A 16,772-nucleotide genomic window follows, 5' to 3' on the forward strand; every position below is an offset into this window, starting at 1 on the left:
CTCCATGCGCCCCTTCGCGACCGGAATAAGGGGATAAATCAAGATGATGACGAAAAAGCTCGCCTGCCTGGCGTCGACCGCTTTGGTCGGTAGCCTGCTGAGCGCCACCGCCGCCATGGCCCAGTCGACCGGCACCGACGCCGTCGAACAGGTCGTGGTCACCGCCTCGACCTTGAAGAACCAGAACGGCGCAATCGTCGCCCAGACGGTGCCGAAGTCGCGTTCGACCGTTACCCAGGACTTCATCGCCCGCCAGGTTCCCGGCCAGACCATTCTGGACTCGCTGAACCTGCTGCCCGGCGTGAACTTCACCAACAACGACGCCTACGGCTCGGCCGGTGGCGACATCACCATTCGCGGCTTCGACTCGCAACGCGTCGCCCTGCTGCAAGACGGCATTCCGCTGAACGACAGCGGCAACTACGCCATCTATCCGAACCAGCAGATGGACTCGGAACTGATCTCCAAGGTCGACGTCAACCTGGGCACCACCGACGTTGACAGCCCCACGGCCGCGGCCGCCGGCGGCACCATCAACTACGTGACCCGCAAGCCCACTGGCGATTTCGGCGGCGTGTTCGAAGCCCAGGCCGGCGAAGGCAACTTCCGCCGCTTCTTCGGCGTGATCGACACTGGCAAGATCGGCCCCTTCGGCACCAGCGCCTGGTTCAGCGCCGCCGACGCCATCAACGACGTGTTCAACGGCCCCGGCAAGATTCACAAGCAACAGTACAATGCGCGGATTTATCAGCCGCTCGGCGACAATGGCGACTTCATCAGCCTGATCGCCAACTACAACGAAAACCGCAACAACTTCATCAACCGCATGTCGCTGGCCGCCTTCCAAGCCGGCACCGGCGTCGGATATAGCCGCGCCACCTCGGGCACCGCCTTGGCCGGTACCTGCAATCGCGCCACCCCGACGACCGGCGCGACCCCGCTCACTGGCGTGGACGTCGATGTCAACATCGGTACCTGCTACAAGTACAACATCAACCCGTCGAACACCGGCAACCTGCGCGGTCAATCGCTGTTCCACATCGGCGACAACTTCATCCTGACCGTCGATCCGTCGTTCCAATACACCCTGGCTAATGGCGGCGGTCGCGGCCTCTTCCGCGAAGCAGGCGTCCTTGCCGCCAACGGTCTGGTTCGCGGAAGCGCGGCCACGGGCGTTGATCTGAACGGCGACGGCGACCTGAAGGACACTGTCCTCCTCTATGCGCCGAACATAACGAACACCCGCCGCTATGGCGTCACCTCGTCGCTGATCTACAAGTTCGCCGACAACCAGAGCTTCCGCGTCGCCTATACCTATGACGAAGCTCACCACCGCCAGACCGGCCAGTTCACGACCTTCGACCTGGAAATGAACCCGAACGACGTTTTCGGCGGCAAAGACGGCTACGGCCAGGCGATCAAGCTGGCCGACGGCACCATCCTGCGCAAGCGCGACCGTGTCTCGGTCGCGACTCTGAACCAATTCTCGGTCGAGTATCGCGGCCGGATGATGGACGACAAGCTGTTGCTGAACGTTGGCCTGCGCGCCCCGTTCTTCAAGCGCCAGTTGCATAACTTCTGCTACCAGCAAGACACCTTCACCGCCTACTGCACCACCCAGACCCCGATCGCCGTCGCCGGCACGAATGACGGCAACGGTCAGACCCTGGTGACCTTCAACACTAACAATGCGAACGGCACGGTTACGCCCGGCACGACCCAGTACGGCCGTCCGCGCGAATTGACCCGCAAGTACGACAAGGTTCTGCCGAACCTGGGCGTCAGCTACGAAGTCGCCGACAATATGTCGGTCTATTTCAGCTACGCTGAGACCCTGTCGGCCCCGCGTACGGACGACCTCTACGACAAGAAGGCCACCAGCCCGGATCCAGAAATCGCCCACTCCTACGACCTGGGCTACCGCTTCCAGTCGCCGACCGTGCTGCTGGCCGCGTCGGTCTGGTATAACGACTTCACCAACCGCATCGAACGCGCCTTCAACGAACAGGACAACATCGCCTTCTCGGTCAATGTCGGCGACGTCAAGCTGAAGGGCTTTGACGCCCAACTGGGCTTCAAGCCGGTCGAGTATCTGAGCTTCTACAGCTCGTTCTCGTATGTGGACTCCGAGCTCCAGGAAAACATCCCCGGCACCTCGCTGGGAACGGTTCTTCCGACCAAGGGCAAGGAACTGTACGAGATTCCGAAGCTGCAAGGCTCGGTGCGGGTTGGCTGGGATATCACCGACGCGCTCAGCGTCGGTGTCCAGGCCAAGATGGTTGGCGAACGCTGGACCAACCTGACCAACACCGAAAAGGCTCCGCGCTACAGCCTGCTGGACCTGGACGCCCGCTACAAGCTGACCGACTTCGGCGGCATGAAGAACACGTACATCCAGTTAAACGTGAAGAACCTCGCCGACGAAAAGTACCTGGGCGACCTGGCGGTGAACCCGTCGGGCACGGGCGTTGGCCAGCCGGGCTATCCGCGCACGGCCAGCGTGACCCTGCACGCCGCGTTTTGAATCTCTAGAACCTCGTGAAAACAAAGAAGGGCGGTCCGGAAACGGGCCGCCCTTTTTCTTTTGTCGCAAGCCTTTGCTAGAAGCGACGCTTGACCCCGCGTCGGGTAAGGCCCATTTGCGCCTCCCGTTTCGATCCAGGTTTCCGTCCATGACCCCGACCGTTCCCGCCGAGTGGGCTCCGCACCGCGCCATGTGGGTGGGCTTTCCCAGCCATCCCGACGTCTGGCGCGAAGATCTCGACCAGGCCCAGGCCGAGGTCGCCGCCCTCGCGCGGGCGCTGGCCGGTCCGGGCGGCGAGCGTGTGCGCCTGATGGTGGTTGGCGATGAGGCCGAAGCCGCCGCCAAGGCCTTGCTGGGCGACGCCGCCGTCGAGATCGTCCGGGGCCAGTTCGGCGACATCTGGCTGCGCGACACCGGCCCGATCTTCACCGAAACCGCGGGCGGCGCCGTGGCGGCCGGCTTCCTGTTCAACGGCTGGGGCGGCAAGTACGAGATGGAGGGCGACGACATCGTCGCCGAGCAGATCGCCGCCGCCTCTGGCGCGCCCCTGACCCGCAACGCCTTCGTCCTCGAGGGCGGGTCGCTGGACCATGACGGCTCGGGCACGATCCTGACCACCCGCCAGTGCCTGCTGAACGCCAATCGCAACACCGACTGGGACGAGGCCACGGCTTCCGCCGCCCTGGCCGCCGCGCTCGGGGCCAAGAAGCTGTTGTGGCTGGGCGACGGCCTGCTGAACGACCACACCGACGGCCACGTCGACAACCTGGCCCGCTTTGTCGCGCCGGGCGTGGTGGCCTGCCCGATGGCCTTCGGGTCCGATGACCCCAATGCCGAGGTCTATGCCGAGACGGCCCGCACCCTGGCGGCCATGACCGACAGTCGGGGCTCGCCCCTGCAAGTGGTCCGCATCCCCTCGCCGGGCCGGATCCTCAACGCGGACGGCGACATCGTCCCGGCCTCGCACATGAACTTCCTGATCGCCAACGAGGCGGTGATCGTGCCGATCTATGCCGAGCAGTCGGGCGCCTTCGCCGTCGAGGTGATCGGTGGCCTGTTCCCCGAGCGCGAGGTCATCGGCCTGCCGTCCACCGCCATCCTGACCGGCGGCGGGTCGTTCCACTGCATCAGCCAGCAAGAACCGGAAGTCTAATGACCCGCACCCTGAGCGTCGCGGCCATCCAGACCTCGTACGGCATGGACCTGGCGGCCAACATCAAGAAGACCGAAGGCTTCATCCGCGAGGCCGCGGCGGGCGGCGCGCAGGTCATCCTGCCGTCCGAGCTGTTCCAGAGTCCTTATTTCTGCGTCACCCAGGAGGAGCGCTGGTTCGCGGAAGCTCACCCGTGGCGGGAGCATCCGGTGGTCAGGGCCATAGCGCCGCTGGCGGCCGAGCTGGGCGTGGTGATCCCGATCTCGATCTTCGAGCGCGAAGGCCCGCACTATTTCAACAGCCTGGTGATGGCCGACGCCGACGGGTCGATGCTGGGCGTCTATCGCAAGAGCCACATCCCCGATGGCCCCGGCTATCAGGAGAAGTACTATTTCCGTCCCGGCGACACCGGCTTCAAGGTCTGGGACACCCGATTTGGCCGCCTGGGCGTCGGCATCTGCTGGGACCAATGGTACCCCGAGGCCGCCCGCGCCATGGCCCTGCTGGGCGCGGAGGCCCTGTTCTACCCCACCGCCATCGGCAGCGAGCCGCATGATCCAAGCCTCAACACGACCCTGCCCTGGCAACGGGCGATGCAGGGTCACGCGGTGTCAAACGTGATCCCGGTGATCGGCGCCAATCGCATCGGCTTCGAGCCCTGGGAGAACTATCCCAACGGCGGCCAGACCTTCTACGGCTCCAGCTTCATCGCCGACCATCGCGGCGACCTGGTTAGCGAGCTGGGTCATGCCGAGGAGGGCCTGGTGGCCTCGACCTTCGACCTGGACTTCTTGCAGACTCACCGCGCGGCCTGGGGCTTCTTCCGCGACCGCCGGCCGGAGCTTTATGGGGCGTTGGCGGCGGCACGGCCGACCTAGGACAGCGGCTCACTCTCTTGCCCCCACCTGATGGCTTCGCCGTCTGTCCGCCCCCGTAGGGGGCGGAGCCTCGCCTACCTCTGAGCTCTTCCCCCATGGGGGAAGACGGTCGCGAAGCGACCCGCAGGGGGCAAGTGTCAGCCGGCAAGGCACCCCGTCGGCGCACCCATCGCCTGTGACGCCACCACCTCGGCCCGCGCCTCTTCCAGGTCGTTCATGAACTCGGCGTTCTGATGCAGCTTAGACACCATGGCCGAGCCCAAATAGCGCCCAGCCTCGACGTCGCTTTGATAGTGCACGCCGCAGATGATCCGGCTGTCGCCGAACGTCCGGCCGCGCGCCAGAATCGCGCTGGCACTGTCCGGCGCGACTTCGGAGATCACCAGTCCCCAGGACCAACCGATCAAGCCGTGCCCCGAGGGGTATGACCCGTCGGTCTCGATCCATTTCTCGCGCGGCACGCAGATCGGCTTGCTATTGCCCACCGGGGGCCTGGCGCGCTGGAACACCGCCTTGGTCGGCCGATAGATCGTCGCCGCGTCGGCCGTCATCCGCATCAACATTCGGGTCAGGGTCGGGGTCTTCTCTGGGCTGATCGTCACGCCGGCCGCGCAAGAGAAGCTTCGGAAACCGTACTTGCCGGATAGGTCAGCGTCGGCGATCGCCTGGGCCCAGGCGTGGGTGCCGGCGAATTTGCGGGTGTCGTTGAAGGTCATGCGGTCGGCCTTGCCGCGCGGCGAGGCTGGAGAGGGCGGCGGGCCGATGATGGTCGCGCCGTCCAGGCCCGTATCCGCGCCCAGATAGCCCTTGGGCGGCGCCGTCCAACTGGCCGAGGTCGCGGTCTGCGCGATCGGCGCGGCCTGTGGCGGGAACAGGTCTTGGAGCGAGGCGCAACTGGCCGTGAGCAGGCCGGCCAGGGTGACGGCGATCAGGGCGTTGCGGGTCACGGGCGGTATCCGTTCGTTCATCCGCCCACAGAACGGGGCGGATCGACCGCGTCAAGCACGAAGCGGCTTGACGAACAGATATGTTATTTCATAACGCTCCTTTTGACCGCTCCCCCGGTCAAGGTTCAGGATAGGTTTCATGCCCCGTCGGGTTCTTCTCTGCGCCGCGAGCCTTCTGGCGCTCGCTCTCGTCGCGCCTCTGGCCCACGCCGCCGATGTCCCAGCGCCTGTGATCGCCGACGCTCCTCGGCCGGATGTGGTCGATAGGGTCGTGGTCACCGCCGCGCCCTATGCGGTGTCGCTCGACACCATCACCAGCAGCGTCAACGTGGTGACCCGCGACCAGCTCGACGTCGCCGCGCCCGCCGGGATCGGCGACATGCTCAACGGCCTGCCGGGCTTGCGCTCCACATTCTATGGCCCCGGCGCCTCGCGGCCGGTAATCCGCGGCATGTCCGGACCCCGGGTGATGGTGCTGCAGAACGGGGTAGGCCAGGTGGACGCCAGCGCCCTGTCGCCCGACCACGCCGTGGCCAGCGATCCCGGAGAAGCCTCGCGCATCGAGGTGCTGCGCGGTCCCTCGACCCTGGCCTATGGTGGCTCCGGCATCGGCGGCGTGGTCAACATGATCGACGAGCGCGTGCCTTCGGCGCCGGCCACGACGGGTTTCGAGGGCCGGCTGTCGGCCTCGGCCTCGTCGGTGGACGACGGCTATGCCTACAGCACCGCGATCAAGGCGGGGAAGGGCCCGCTGGTGTTCGCCGCCGACCTCTCCAGCCGCCGCACCAAGGACTATGACGTGCCTGTCGCGCCCGTCTCCGACCGCCTGTCGGCCCGCGACGGCCTGACAGTCGATCCCGATCACGTGGTCAAGAACACCGACGTGGAGGTCGACGCCTACGGCGCCGGCGTCTCCTATGTCCATGAGCGGGGCTTCTTCGGCGCCTCGGTAAAGCGCACCGATACGACCTACGGCGTGCCCTACGAGCAGATTCTCGCCCCGATCGATCCCAACGCCGAAGGCCCGGTCTCCATCCACCTGCAGCAGACCCGCTACGACGTGCGCGGCGAACAGGCGCTGGACAACGCCTTGTTCGAGAAGATCCGCGTCTCGGTGGGCTATGCCGACTATCAGCACGCCGAGGTCAGCGTCGATACGGGCGCGGTTGGCACCCGCTTCCTGTCGGACGGCGTCGAGGGCCGCGTCGAACTGGTGCACCGCGAGCATGACGGCCACCAGGGCGCTATTGGCTTTCAGGGCCTGTCGCGCAATTTCGAGGCCATCGGCGACGAGGCCTTCGTGCCTTCGACCAAGATCAAGGAATATGGTGTTTTCACCCTGCAGCGCCTCGATCGCGGAACCTGGGGCGTCGACGCCGGCCTGCGCTTCGATACCCGGTCGCTGCAGACCCCGACCGAAAAGCGCGACTTCGACAATGTTTCCGGCTCGATCGGCCTGTTCCTGAAGCCGACCGACCAGTTGTTCTACGCCCTGACCCTGTCGCGCAACGGTCGGGCGCCGACCGAGTTTGAGCTGTTCGCCAACGGCCCGCACCCCGGCACCGGCGGCTTCGAGGTCGGCGACGACGACCTGAAGTCCGAGACCGTCACCTCGCTGGAAGCCACCGTCCGCTGGAAGGGCGACCGCCTGCGCGCCGAAGGTCACCTGTGGGCGGCCAGGTACGGCAGCTTCATCGAGGAGGCCCCGACCGGCGCGATCGAGGACGATCTGCCCGTCTATCAGTATTTCCAGACCAAGGCCGACTTCCACGGCGCCGAGTTCGAGGCTGGCTATGACGCCTGGCGCGGCGCGGCCCAGTCGATCCGGCTGGAAACCACGTTCGACTGGGTGCATGGGGCGACAGATGCAGGCACGCCCGCTCGGATCCCGCCCTGGTCGCTGGGCGGTTCGGTGATCTGGAGCGCGCCGCGTGTCGAGACCACGCTGGAGGTGCGCCGCGTCGCCGAGCAGGACCGGGTGGCGACCTTCGAGCTACCGACCGACGGCTACACGGTGGTCAATCTGAAGGCCACGTTCAAGCCGATCGCCGACTCGCCCTTGCGGCTGTTCGTTGACGGCCGAAACCTGACCAACGAAGAGATCCGCGAGCACGCCTCGTTCCTCAAGGACATCGCCCCGTCACCCGGGCGGTCGGTGCGGGCGGGGGTGGCCTGGAAGTTCTGAGCGGCGGCTTTTCCCGCTCAGGGTGAAATGAAGCCTGGCCTTGACCGTGAGGCGGAGGGGTCGATTGCGAGGCCTCTCCGGATCGGCTAGAAGCGCCGGACCTTCAAAGGCCGCCTGAGCGCAAGAGGCGTCCGTTCATTAGCCTTTTGTCGAGCTGTACATGGAAACGACCCAACCCGCCGGCGGCATCTCCGGCAACGTTCTGTTCTATTCTACGCCGGAGCCGCTGAACCGCGAGCAGCACGGCAAGCTCGGCCTCGTCCACAAGGACAAGCCCTACAGCTTCGCCGTGAATGGCACCGCCGTGCCGGTCGCCGTGACCGAGTTCGCGCCGTCGGCCCTGTCCTATCCGGTCATCTTCGCGGGCGAAGACCGCGTGCCTCTGGCCGTCATGGGCCTGAACACCGGCGAGAACCTGTTCATCAAGGCCGACGGCGGCTTCGAGGCGGGCGTCTATATCCCGGCCTATATTCGTCGCTATCCCTTCGTGCTGGCCAATGACGAGTCGCAGGACCGCCTGATCGTCTGCATCGACACCGCTTCGGACCTGCTGGCGGCCGGCGGCGACACCCCGCTGTTTGACGCTGCGGGCGAGCCGACCGAATACACCCAGAACTGCATCAAGTTCTGCGACGACTTCGAAATCGAGCGCCGTCGCACCGACTCGTTCGTGCAGTTGCTGAAGGATAACGACCTGTTCGAGCTGAAGAAGGCCTTCTTCACCCCGCAGGACGCCAACGGCGTGGCGGGCGAGCCGCAGGTCGTGGCCGAGTATTTCGGCGTCTCGGAAGAGAAGCTGAACGCCATGCCGGCCGACAAGATCAAGGAACTGCAGACCAGCGGCGCCTTGGCCCAGATCTACGCCCACCTGGTGTCGCTGATCGGCTGGGACCGCCTGGTCGCCCTGGCCATGACCCGCCAGCAGCAAGGCGCCGGCGTGCTGAACTAGGCTTCACGCCTTAAGGCGTCGGAAGGGCGGCGGATCCGGAAGGGTCCGCCGCCTTTTTCGTTCACCGGGCGAAGATGCTGCGGGTCAGGCACGAGAAGACTAGCCGTCCCGCCTCGTCGAGCAAGTCGTGCTGGGCGATGACGATGCCCTTGCCCTCGCCGACCGGGTCCTTGCCCATCACGGTCATCCGGCCGCGCAGCAGCTCGCCGGCCGGCGGGTTGCGCAGCCAGCGCAGGGCGTCGACGCCCACCCGCTTGGTTTGCGGCCACACTGCGGTGGCCTCGGCGTCGAGCTTGGACCAGATGGCGAAGACCATGGTGTCGGGCGCGCCGCTGGCCGCCGGCCAGCCGGGCTGGAAGGCGGCGCAGAACTGCTCCAGCGATTTGGCGTCGACGACGGTGGTCCCCAGCGAGACCACCTGACCGATCTCGATGTCGTCGAAGGCCGCGGGCATGGGCGAGTCACTCCTGGCAAGGCTGATCTTTGACCTGATCACGACGGCTTGACCATTGTCGAGAGCGCGCGGAGGGGTCATGTGTCATCCGCCCCCAATTGCCACCCCGTCTGGCCGCGCCCGGAACCCGTTCATGCGCCTTCAAAAGCTGCTCTCCGCTCTCCCCGTGCTGCTCGTCGCGATGCTCCTTGGCGCGCCCTTCCTGACAGGGCAGGCCGTCGCCCAGCCGGTGCAGTCGGGTCACATCGAGGTCGAGCTGGTTTCCCAGGAGGCCGGCGCCGCGCCGGGCGGGACTTTCTATGTGGCCCTGCGCCAGAAGATCATTCCCGGCTGGCACACCTATTGGCGCAATCCCGGCGACGCTGGAGACGCCACCAAGATCGTCTGGACCCTGCCGCCAGGCTGGACGGCGGGCGACATCGTCTGGCCCACGCCGGAGAAGAGCCGGGTCGGGCCGCTGCTCGACTATGCCTATACCGGCGAGGTGCTGCTGCCCGTGCCGATCACCGTGCCCGCCGACGCCCGCGTCGGCTCGGTCATCACCCTGAAGGCCGCCGTCGCCTTCCTGGTCTGCGAACAGGTCTGCGTGCCCGAGGACGCTGTCGTCACCCTGACCCTGCCGGTCGTGGCCGGCATGCCCGCCACGGATCCGAAATGGGGCGCCAAGGTCGCCGAGACCCTGGCCAAGGCGCCCAAGCCAGCCGGCCTGAAGGCGGTGTTCAGCCTGCAGGGCAAGCTCTTGAAACTGGCCGTGACCGGCGCGTCGCTCAAGGGCGCCGACGTCGCCGGGGCCTATTTCTATCCCTATTCCGGCAAGGTCATCGAGCACCCGCCAGAGCAGGGTATCGAGCGCGGCCCCGAGGGCCTGACCCTGTCGCTGACGCCCGGCTATGATTTCACCCAAGGCACGCCGCCAACCGAACTGGCCGGCGTGCTGGCCGTGGGCGGGGTCTCGTACGAGATCACCGCGACGCCCGGCGCGATCCCAGCCGACGCCGGCGGCCTGGGCGCGCCGGCCGCCGTCGCCAAGACCGGATCGCCGTCGGGCGCTAGCCTGGGCCTGCCTCTGGCCGTGGCCTTCGCCTTCCTGGGCGGGCTGATCCTCAACCTGATGCCGTGCGTCTTCCCGATCCTGTCGATGAAGGCCGCCAGCCTGACCGCCCATGCCCATGACGCCGGCAAGACCCGTGTCCAGGGCCTGGCCTTCCTGGCCGGGGTGGTCGTGACCTTCCTGGTCCTGGCCGGCGCCTTGATCGCGGTGCGGGCCGGCGGGGCGGTGGTGGGCTGGGGCTTCCAGCTGCAGTCGCCGGCCGTGGTCGCGGCCCTGTCGCTGCTGATGCTGCTGGTGGCGCTGAACATGTCGGGGGTGTTCGAGGTGGGCGCGTCCGTGCAAGGCGTGGCCTCGGGTTCCAGCGCCGACGGGATTGGCGGCTCGTTCCTGACCGGCGCCCTGGCCGTGGTCGTGGCCGCCCCCTGCACCGCGCCCTTCATGGCTGGGGCCCTGGGCTACGCCCTGACCCAGCCGCCGCTGCTGTCGCTGGCGGTGTTCCTGGGGCTGGCCCTGGGTTTCGCCGCGCCGTTCGTATTGCTGGCCTTCATCCCCGGCCTGCTGGCCCGCCTGCCGCGTCCGGGCCCCTGGATGGACGTGCTGAAGAAGGGCCTGGCCTTCCCGATGTACGCGACGGCCGCCTGGCTGGCCTGGGTGTTCAGCCAGCAGACGGGGTCGATCCCGCTAGCCTTGATCCTGGCCGCTGCCGTGCTCACCGCCTTCGCCGCCTGGCTGTATGGCCTGGCCCAAGGCCGCCGGATCGAGGGCAAGGGCGCGGTCGTCCCGTTCGGGATCGCGGCCCTGTCGCTGGTCGCGGTGGTTGCGCTGGTGATCGCCGCCGTCCGCGCCACCCCGGCCTCGGCGCCGGTGGCCGATGCGGCGAGCGCGCCGGCCGGTCCCGGCCTGGCCGCCGAGGTGTGGAGCCCCGAAAAGGTCGCCGCCCTACAAGCCGAGGGCAAGGTGGTGATGGTCGATTTCACCGCCGACTGGTGCGTGACCTGCAAGGTCAATGAGGGCACGGCCCTGAAGGGCCAGCGCGTCGTCGACGCCTTCAAGGCGGCGGACGCGGTCTATCTGAAGGCCGACTGGACCAAGCGCGACGCCGTCATCGCCGCCGCCTTGGCCGAGCACGGCCGAGCGGGCGTGCCGCTGTACCTGGTCTATCCCAAGAGCGGCGGGCCGCCGGTGGTGCTGCCGCAACTGCTGACCGAGGGGCTGGTCGTCGAGGCGATCGAGACGGCGGCGAAGGGCTAGAGCATTTTTCGAGCGAAGTGGTTCCGGTTCGCGTGAAGAAAAATGCGTCAAAACAAAAGATTAGAGCTCACGGCCTGGCGCAGTCAGGTCGGGAAATGCTCTAGGCCGCCGGCTGGGGCGGGGCGGTGATGACTTCGACATTGTCGTTGAGCAGATAGACCATGTCGCGCAGGGCTTGGTCCTGATCCTTGACGGTGGTGGCGGCGCCGACCGCCTGCAGCTTGCCGGGCAGGTCCTGGCTGATGCCGCGCAGGATGCATTTGAGGTCATCGACCGCGCCGCGTTCCTTCAGGGTGACGTGGCCCTTCATGTCCTGGGCCGATAGCTCGCCGATCGCGGCGCTGAACACGTCGAAGCCCTTCAGGGTTACAGCCGGCCCGGCGGCCTCGGTCGGCAAGGCCTTGCGGTAGGCCTCGGTCCGCGCCTTCAACCCGCCCGCACGCCGGATGATGTCGGCGAACAGCGGCTCGGCGGCCACCGAGGCCGGGGCGGGCGCCGGCTGGACCAGGGCTGGAACCGCCCCCGGCCCTGTGCTGACTTGGGCGTCGGGACTGAACGATGCCAACCACAACATTGCGGAAAAGGCGACGGCGTCACAGGACATGGCATGCTCCCCGCGAAAAACGTCATGGGTCTTCATGACGCGGCGGTATCGGTTTGATAAGCCCGGCCAGGTAAACGCCGATTTACCACGTTCACGAAAAAGGACCGCCGCATGGCCGATCTCGACGCCGCCTGGACCCGCCTGGAAGACGCAGCCCAGGCCGCCGGCGAAAAGCGTATCGTCCTGATGTTCGACGCCGAGCCCGGAAGGCTCGAGACCCTGACCCTGGACGTTGCCGGCCTGCACATCGACCTCTCCAAGCAAGCCTGGGACGAGGCCGGCCTCGAGGCGGCGCTCGACCTCGCCCATGCGGCCGATGTCGAGGGCGCCCGGGCCCGGATGTTTGGCGGCGAAGCGATCAACGGCTCCGAGGGCCGCGCGGTGCTGCACACCGCCCTGCGGGCCGACAAGGACGCGGCCTTCTCGGTCGCCGGCCAGTCGGTGATGGGCGAGGTCGAGGCCGTCCGCCAACGGATGAAGGCCTTCGCCGACGCCGTGCGGTCGGGCCAGATCAAGGGCGCGACCGGCAAGCCGTTCAAGGCCATACTGCACATCGGCATCGGCGGCAGCGACCTTGGCCCACGGCTGCTGTGGGACGCCCTGCGGCCCATCAAGCCCGCCATCGACCTGCGCTTCGTGGCCAATGTGGACGGCGCCGAGTTCGCCCTGACCACGGCCGACCTCGACCCCAGCGAGACCCTGGTGATCGTGGTCTCCAAGACCTTCACCACCCAGGAGACCCTGTCCAACGCCACCGCAGCGCGGGCCTGGCTGGCCGACGCGCTTGGGGAAAAGGGCGCCAACGCCCACCTGGCGGCGATCTCCACCGCCCTGGACAAGACCGCCGCCTTCGGGATCGCCGATGACCGGGTGTTCGGCTTCTGGGACTGGGTCGGCGGCCGCTATTCGCTGTGGTCGTCGGTCAGCCTGTCGGTGGCCGTGGCCTGCGGCTGGGAGGCCTTCGAGGGCTTTCTGGCCGGCGCCGCCGCCATGGACGCCCATTTCGCCAGCGCCCCCTTGGAGAAGAACGCCCCGGTGCTGATCGCCCTGGCCCAGATCTTCAACCGCAACGGCCTGGACCGCCGGGCCCGCTCGGTCGTGCCCTATTCGCACCGCCTGCGCCGCCTGGCCTCGTTCCTCCAGCAGCTGGAGATGGAGAGCAACGGCAAGTCGGTCGGTCCTGACGGCCTGCTGGTCAAGCGCGGCACGGCCACCGTGGTGTTCGGCGACGAGGGGACCAATGTCCAGCACGCCTATTTCCAGTGCATGCACCAGGGGACCGACATCACGCCGCTGGAATTCATCGGGATCGCCGCCTCCGACGAAGGCCCGGCGGGCATGCACGCCAAGCTGCTGTCCAACCTGCTGGCCCAGGCCGAATCCCTGATGGTGGGCCGCACCGAGGCCGACGTCCGGGCCGAGCTCGTGGCCAAGGGCGTGCCCGAGGCGCAGATCGCCACCCTGGCCCCGCAGCGCACCTTCGCCGGCAATCGCCCGTCCACCATGGTGGTGCTGGAGCGCCTGACGCCCCAGACCTTCGGCGCCCTGATCGCCCTCTATGAGCACAAGACCTTCGTCGAGGGGGTGATCTGGGGGATCAACAGCTTCGACCAGTGGGGCGTCGAGCTGGGCAAGGTGATGGCCGGCCGCATCCTGCCGGAGCTGGAGAGCGGGGCCGTCGGCAGCCACGATCCGTCGACGACGGCGCTGATCGCGCGGCTGAAGGGCTGAGCCCCGCCCCCTAGACCGCTCATCCCGGCGAATGCCGGGACCCAGATCCCAAAGCGGTGTGGCTGACGGGATGGGCGCCGCGCTCGTGGAACCCAGTCTGAGTTCTTCCACCTGGGTCCCGGCATTCGCCGGGATGAGCGGGATTTTTAGGGCTCCCCCTCCGCCTCCAGTTGGGCGTGAATCCGCGCCGCGTTCTGCTCGCTGAACCGCAGCAGCGCCAGCTTGAGGGCGCGGGCATGGGCGCTGTGAGCGGCGTCGAGGCGGGCCTTGAGTTGGGCGTCGGTGAGCTGGTCGTCGTCGACAGCGGCGAAGGCGGCCAGGTGATCATTGGCGGGCTTGGGCGGTTGAGGCTTGCTCATGGGGGATCTCCTTCAAGGGGTTGGGAAACGCGAGCGCGCAAGGGCGCCTTCCGCCGGGATGAGCCGGCGGGGCGGGGAGGCGGCGGAGCGTCCGGGCCATGCCCGGAAAGGATTTGTAGGAACACCGTTTCGGCCTGGGCCGGAGCGCTCCGCGCGGTCGGTGGACGAAAGCCTTCGGGTCGCGGATTTTTAACCCGCTCCGATAGAGGCCCCCGGCGGGCGGAGGGGCGGCAGCCCCGTCCGGACCGCGCGGGCGATTTCAGCCCGCGCCTGTGGCGACCGCCTGTCGGCTCCGAGGGGGTGTTCCCGGCGCCCGGTCCGGCCCGCCCGAAGCCCCATCCGAGGCCCCCACGTTCCGCCGACCAGGCCCTCCAGGCCCCCCGCAACCGGCCGACGGACACGCCCCGCTCGACCACCCCCACCCCCCGTCAGGTCGCCAGCTGGACGGCCTCCCCAGGGATGGGGCGACGGTGATTATGCGGGGGGTTTTGGGGGTGAAGGACGAGATTGTTGAAGCGCCCGTGTGAGCGGGGCGTAAGGGGTTGAAAGGGTTGGGGGCGGGGGTGGTCGATGCTCGTGGTGAAATGGGGATGGAGGGGGGCTTTGGGCTCCAAGCAGCTATCAGAACCACTTAGAAGCCGACATTCAGGACTTGGCCATCGCACCGGTAGGCACGACCTGCTCAAGCGCGCGGGTTAGGCCTTCCAGCCAGTGCGCCAGTCCAGTGCTCTTAGCATCGCGAAGGTATTGCAACAGGCCACGTCGAGGTCACGACAAGCATCGGGGATTTTCCTGCGGCCTCTCCGTTGCGTGTTTTTCGAGACCTCATTCGACACGACCGTCCTTGCCGCCGGCGCGGCCAAGCCATAAGCAATCAGGAACGGGTCGCGTCCAACTGTCTCTAGCTCGACGTCATCGAGATCTGCGGCGTACGCGGTTGCCAGAACCTGCTGAACCAGAGCCATGTCGGCCTCGCCTTCAAGTACCAGCGCGGCTTTGACGCCTTCGCCCTTCAGCCAGGCGAGAAGTTGGTCTTTCCCTTCATCGCCCGACCCTTCCATGACCTCTTCGAACACTTCAATGGGCATCTTGACCAAGCCGGCCTTGGCTTGGTGCAGCAACCACCCCCAGAACTCTGGAACCCGGTCGACTGGGTAGTAGGTGTTGTGGGCCGTGATCAGCACATTCGCGTCGATAAGATAGATCACGTTAGATCGCCGCTCCTGCGAACAGCGGCTCGACGTTTCTAGCCTTCACGCCGAGAATCTTTCCGGCTCGGGTCGGGGTCAGCGCGCCCTCGTCGAGATTTCGGCGAACCAACTGCAGCAGGGCGGTCCCCACCCGATGGCGCCGAACCACATAGTAGCTGGGACCATCTCCTCCACGCTCACGGGCTCGGCGCTCGTCACGGTCGCGAAGATATTCTTGCCGGAATACGCGGCTGATCTCTCGCCATCGCAACAGCCCCAGTCGGCCGATGAGCCGAAGCCGGTAGGCCACCATCTGTCGGCTGACGTTCCGCTGCACGGCGAATTCGCTGATGTCTCGCCGAAGGGCGGCATCGTCGACATCGACGGAGAAGAGTTCCAGTTCGATGCGCGGCAACAGGATCTCGCCGGCGACCTCGTTACAGAACGCCTCGATCACGACTTCGGGCGTACCTCCGCTGATGCCAGTGGCACCGATGGCGATATGGGCCAGCTCGTGCAGCAGTGTGAAAGCCCAGGCCACCTTGGCGTCCTGGTCGTTGATCACGATGAAAGGCGCGATGGGATCGGCCAGCGCAAAGCCGCGAAAAGCTTCGGGGTCGATGGCGCTGTGGTGAGAACCGAGGTTCCCCATAAGCAGGACGAAAGCGCCGGCACGTTCTGCGCTCGCGCGAAGATAGCTGAACGCGGCTTCGACGGTGCGTTCACGCCTGAACGCGGCCATGTCGAACTGCAGCCACTCAGTGAGACGCGCGGCGACCACGGCGGCACCCTCCTCACGACGGCTTGCGGCTACGGCGGCGATCTGTGGGGCCTCTTCTTCTTCAAGGAGCCCCCTCACCTCGCCTTGGCGCGCGCGGATGTCTCGGACGAGCGCATCTATCGCCGCTGCGCTGTCAATGCGTTGCTCCTCAGGCAGCGTGCGGAAGTCCTCGCCCCGCTCGGCCTGAATTGGAGGGTTGGGCAGATAAAAGCTCAGCAGCGGGCGACGATAGACGGTCGCCATCTTCAGAAGCACGGGACGGCTGGGTTCATCCTGCCCCCCCTCGAGTGCGGCCAATCGCTCTTCCGCCGTGCCGTTGCGGCCGTCGCGGAAACCCAGACGTGCGGCGGCGGCGGCGAGGTCCAGCCCCGACGTGGTCCGCGCCCAGCTCATGATTTCCGGATTAACCCGCATGCTTAAGCGTTGCCTGATAACTACGAACAAATCGAGAGCGTCGGTTTCGAGCGCGCCGCCTCCGAGAGCTGTCGATCGGTTTCATTAGATCACGTGGCGTAATGCGGCGCTGAACAAAGTCCCTCGCCTTCGCATTACCCGCTGACAAATTCCGTCGTGGCGCCCCTTCGGACCCGACAGTCCCGGCGCTCGAGCTATCGTAGCGACATCACCCTGCAGAACCCTCAGCGTACTTAGTCAACCATCGACAGTATCGATTTCGACCAAAATCGGGATCTCGACATCGGTTTCGATCCGCGTC

The 16,772-nt window shown here is 66.8% G+C and carries 13 protein-coding genes; 7 read left to right on the forward strand and 6 right to left on the reverse strand.

Annotation, left to right across the window (positions count from 1 at the left end):
• Positions 1 to 46 precede the first annotated feature (46 nt).
• The 3 genes from ACP696_RS10915 to aguB all read left to right on the forward strand — a co-directional run bounded on the left by ACP696_RS10915 (position 47) and on the right by aguB (position 4,555).
• A complete protein-coding gene (locus tag ACP696_RS10915) occupies positions 47 to 2,524 on the forward strand; it encodes a TonB-dependent receptor (protein WP_426011264.1) in 2,478 nt (825 codons plus the stop codon).
• Between the two features lie 148 nt (positions 2,525 to 2,672).
• On the forward strand, positions 2,673 to 3,677 hold the full coding sequence (locus ACP696_RS10920; protein WP_426009890.1) for an agmatine deiminase family protein: 1,005 nt from the start codon (positions 2,673 to 2,675) through the stop codon (positions 3,675 to 3,677).
• Positions 3,677 to 4,555, forward strand: a complete 879-nt coding sequence (gene aguB / locus ACP696_RS10925; protein ID WP_426009889.1) for an N-carbamoylputrescine amidase — start codon at positions 3,677 to 3,679, stop codon at positions 4,553 to 4,555. Before ACP696_RS10920 ends, aguB begins: the two co-directional genes overlap by 1 nt.
• Positions 4,556 to 4,692: 137 nt before the next feature.
• Here the strand turns inward: aguB and ACP696_RS10930 are convergent, their stop codons facing one another.
• Positions 4,693 to 5,502 carry an acid phosphatase gene (locus tag ACP696_RS10930; protein ID WP_426009887.1) on the reverse strand — a complete coding sequence of 270 codons (810 nt, stop codon included), beginning with the start codon at positions 5,500 to 5,502 and terminating at the stop codon, positions 4,693 to 4,695.
• 139 nt (positions 5,503 to 5,641) lie between these two features.
• On the opposite strand from ACP696_RS10930, the gene ACP696_RS10935 reads away from it, so the two are divergent.
• Positions 5,642 to 7,687, forward strand: a complete 2,046-nt coding sequence (locus ACP696_RS10935) for a TonB-dependent receptor (RefSeq protein WP_426009885.1) — start codon at positions 5,642 to 5,644, stop codon at positions 7,685 to 7,687.
• A gap of 160 nt (positions 7,688 to 7,847) precedes the next feature.
• Positions 7,848 to 8,636: a SapC family protein gene (locus ACP696_RS10940; RefSeq protein ID WP_426009884.1), complete on the forward strand. Its 789-nt coding sequence runs from the start codon at positions 7,848 to 7,850 to the stop codon at positions 8,634 to 8,636.
• A 61-nt stretch (positions 8,637 to 8,697) separates the two neighbouring features.
• On the opposite strand, the gene ACP696_RS10945 is transcribed toward ACP696_RS10940, so the two are convergent.
• The gene (locus tag ACP696_RS10945) at positions 8,698 to 9,090 is read right to left on the reverse strand and encodes a MaoC family dehydratase (RefSeq protein ID WP_426009882.1); all 393 of its coding nucleotides are present in this window, start codon (positions 9,088 to 9,090) and stop codon (positions 8,698 to 8,700) included.
• 133 nt (positions 9,091 to 9,223) lie between these two features.
• On the opposite strand from ACP696_RS10945, the gene ACP696_RS10950 reads away from it, so the two are divergent.
• Positions 9,224 to 11,392 carry a protein-disulfide reductase DsbD family protein gene (locus tag ACP696_RS10950; protein ID WP_426009881.1) on the forward strand — a complete coding sequence of 723 codons (2,169 nt, stop codon included), beginning with the start codon at positions 9,224 to 9,226 and terminating at the stop codon, positions 11,390 to 11,392.
• Positions 11,393 to 11,492: 100 nt separating this feature from the next.
• Here ACP696_RS10950 and ACP696_RS10955 read toward each other — a convergent pair whose 3' ends face one another.
• Positions 11,493 to 11,996, reverse strand: a complete 504-nt coding sequence (locus tag ACP696_RS10955) for a hypothetical protein (protein ID WP_426009879.1) — start codon at positions 11,994 to 11,996, stop codon at positions 11,493 to 11,495.
• Positions 11,997 to 12,107: 111 nt separating this feature from the next.
• Between ACP696_RS10955 and pgi the strand changes: the two genes are divergently transcribed.
• Positions 12,108 to 13,727, forward strand: a complete 1,620-nt coding sequence (gene pgi, locus ACP696_RS10960; protein WP_426009878.1) for a glucose-6-phosphate isomerase — start codon at positions 12,108 to 12,110, stop codon at positions 13,725 to 13,727.
• Positions 13,728 to 13,873: 146 nt separating this feature from the next.
• Here the strand turns inward: pgi and ACP696_RS10965 are convergent, their stop codons facing one another.
• The 3 genes from ACP696_RS10965 to ACP696_RS10975 all read right to left on the reverse strand — a co-directional run bounded on the left by ACP696_RS10965 (position 13,874) and on the right by ACP696_RS10975 (position 16,471).
• Positions 13,874 to 14,086: a hypothetical protein gene (locus tag ACP696_RS10965; RefSeq protein WP_426009876.1), complete on the reverse strand. Its 213-nt coding sequence runs from the start codon at positions 14,084 to 14,086 to the stop codon at positions 13,874 to 13,876.
• 695 nt (positions 14,087 to 14,781) lie between these two features.
• Positions 14,782 to 15,294 (reverse strand): DUF4411 family protein, encoded by a 513-nt coding sequence (locus tag ACP696_RS10970; RefSeq protein ID WP_426009875.1) that lies wholly within the window; start codon positions 15,292 to 15,294, stop codon positions 14,782 to 14,784.
• A 1-nt stretch (position 15,295) separates the two neighbouring features.
• The gene (locus ACP696_RS10975) at positions 15,296 to 16,471 is read right to left on the reverse strand and encodes an ImmA/IrrE family metallo-endopeptidase (RefSeq protein WP_426009873.1); all 1,176 of its coding nucleotides are present in this window, start codon (positions 16,469 to 16,471) and stop codon (positions 15,296 to 15,298) included.
• Between the last annotated feature and the right edge of the window lie 301 nt (positions 16,472 to 16,772).

Origin of the sequence: Caulobacter sp. DWR3-1-2, assembly GCF_049896225.1 — a bacterium.
GTDB lineage: Bacteria > Pseudomonadota > Alphaproteobacteria > Caulobacterales > Caulobacteraceae > Caulobacter.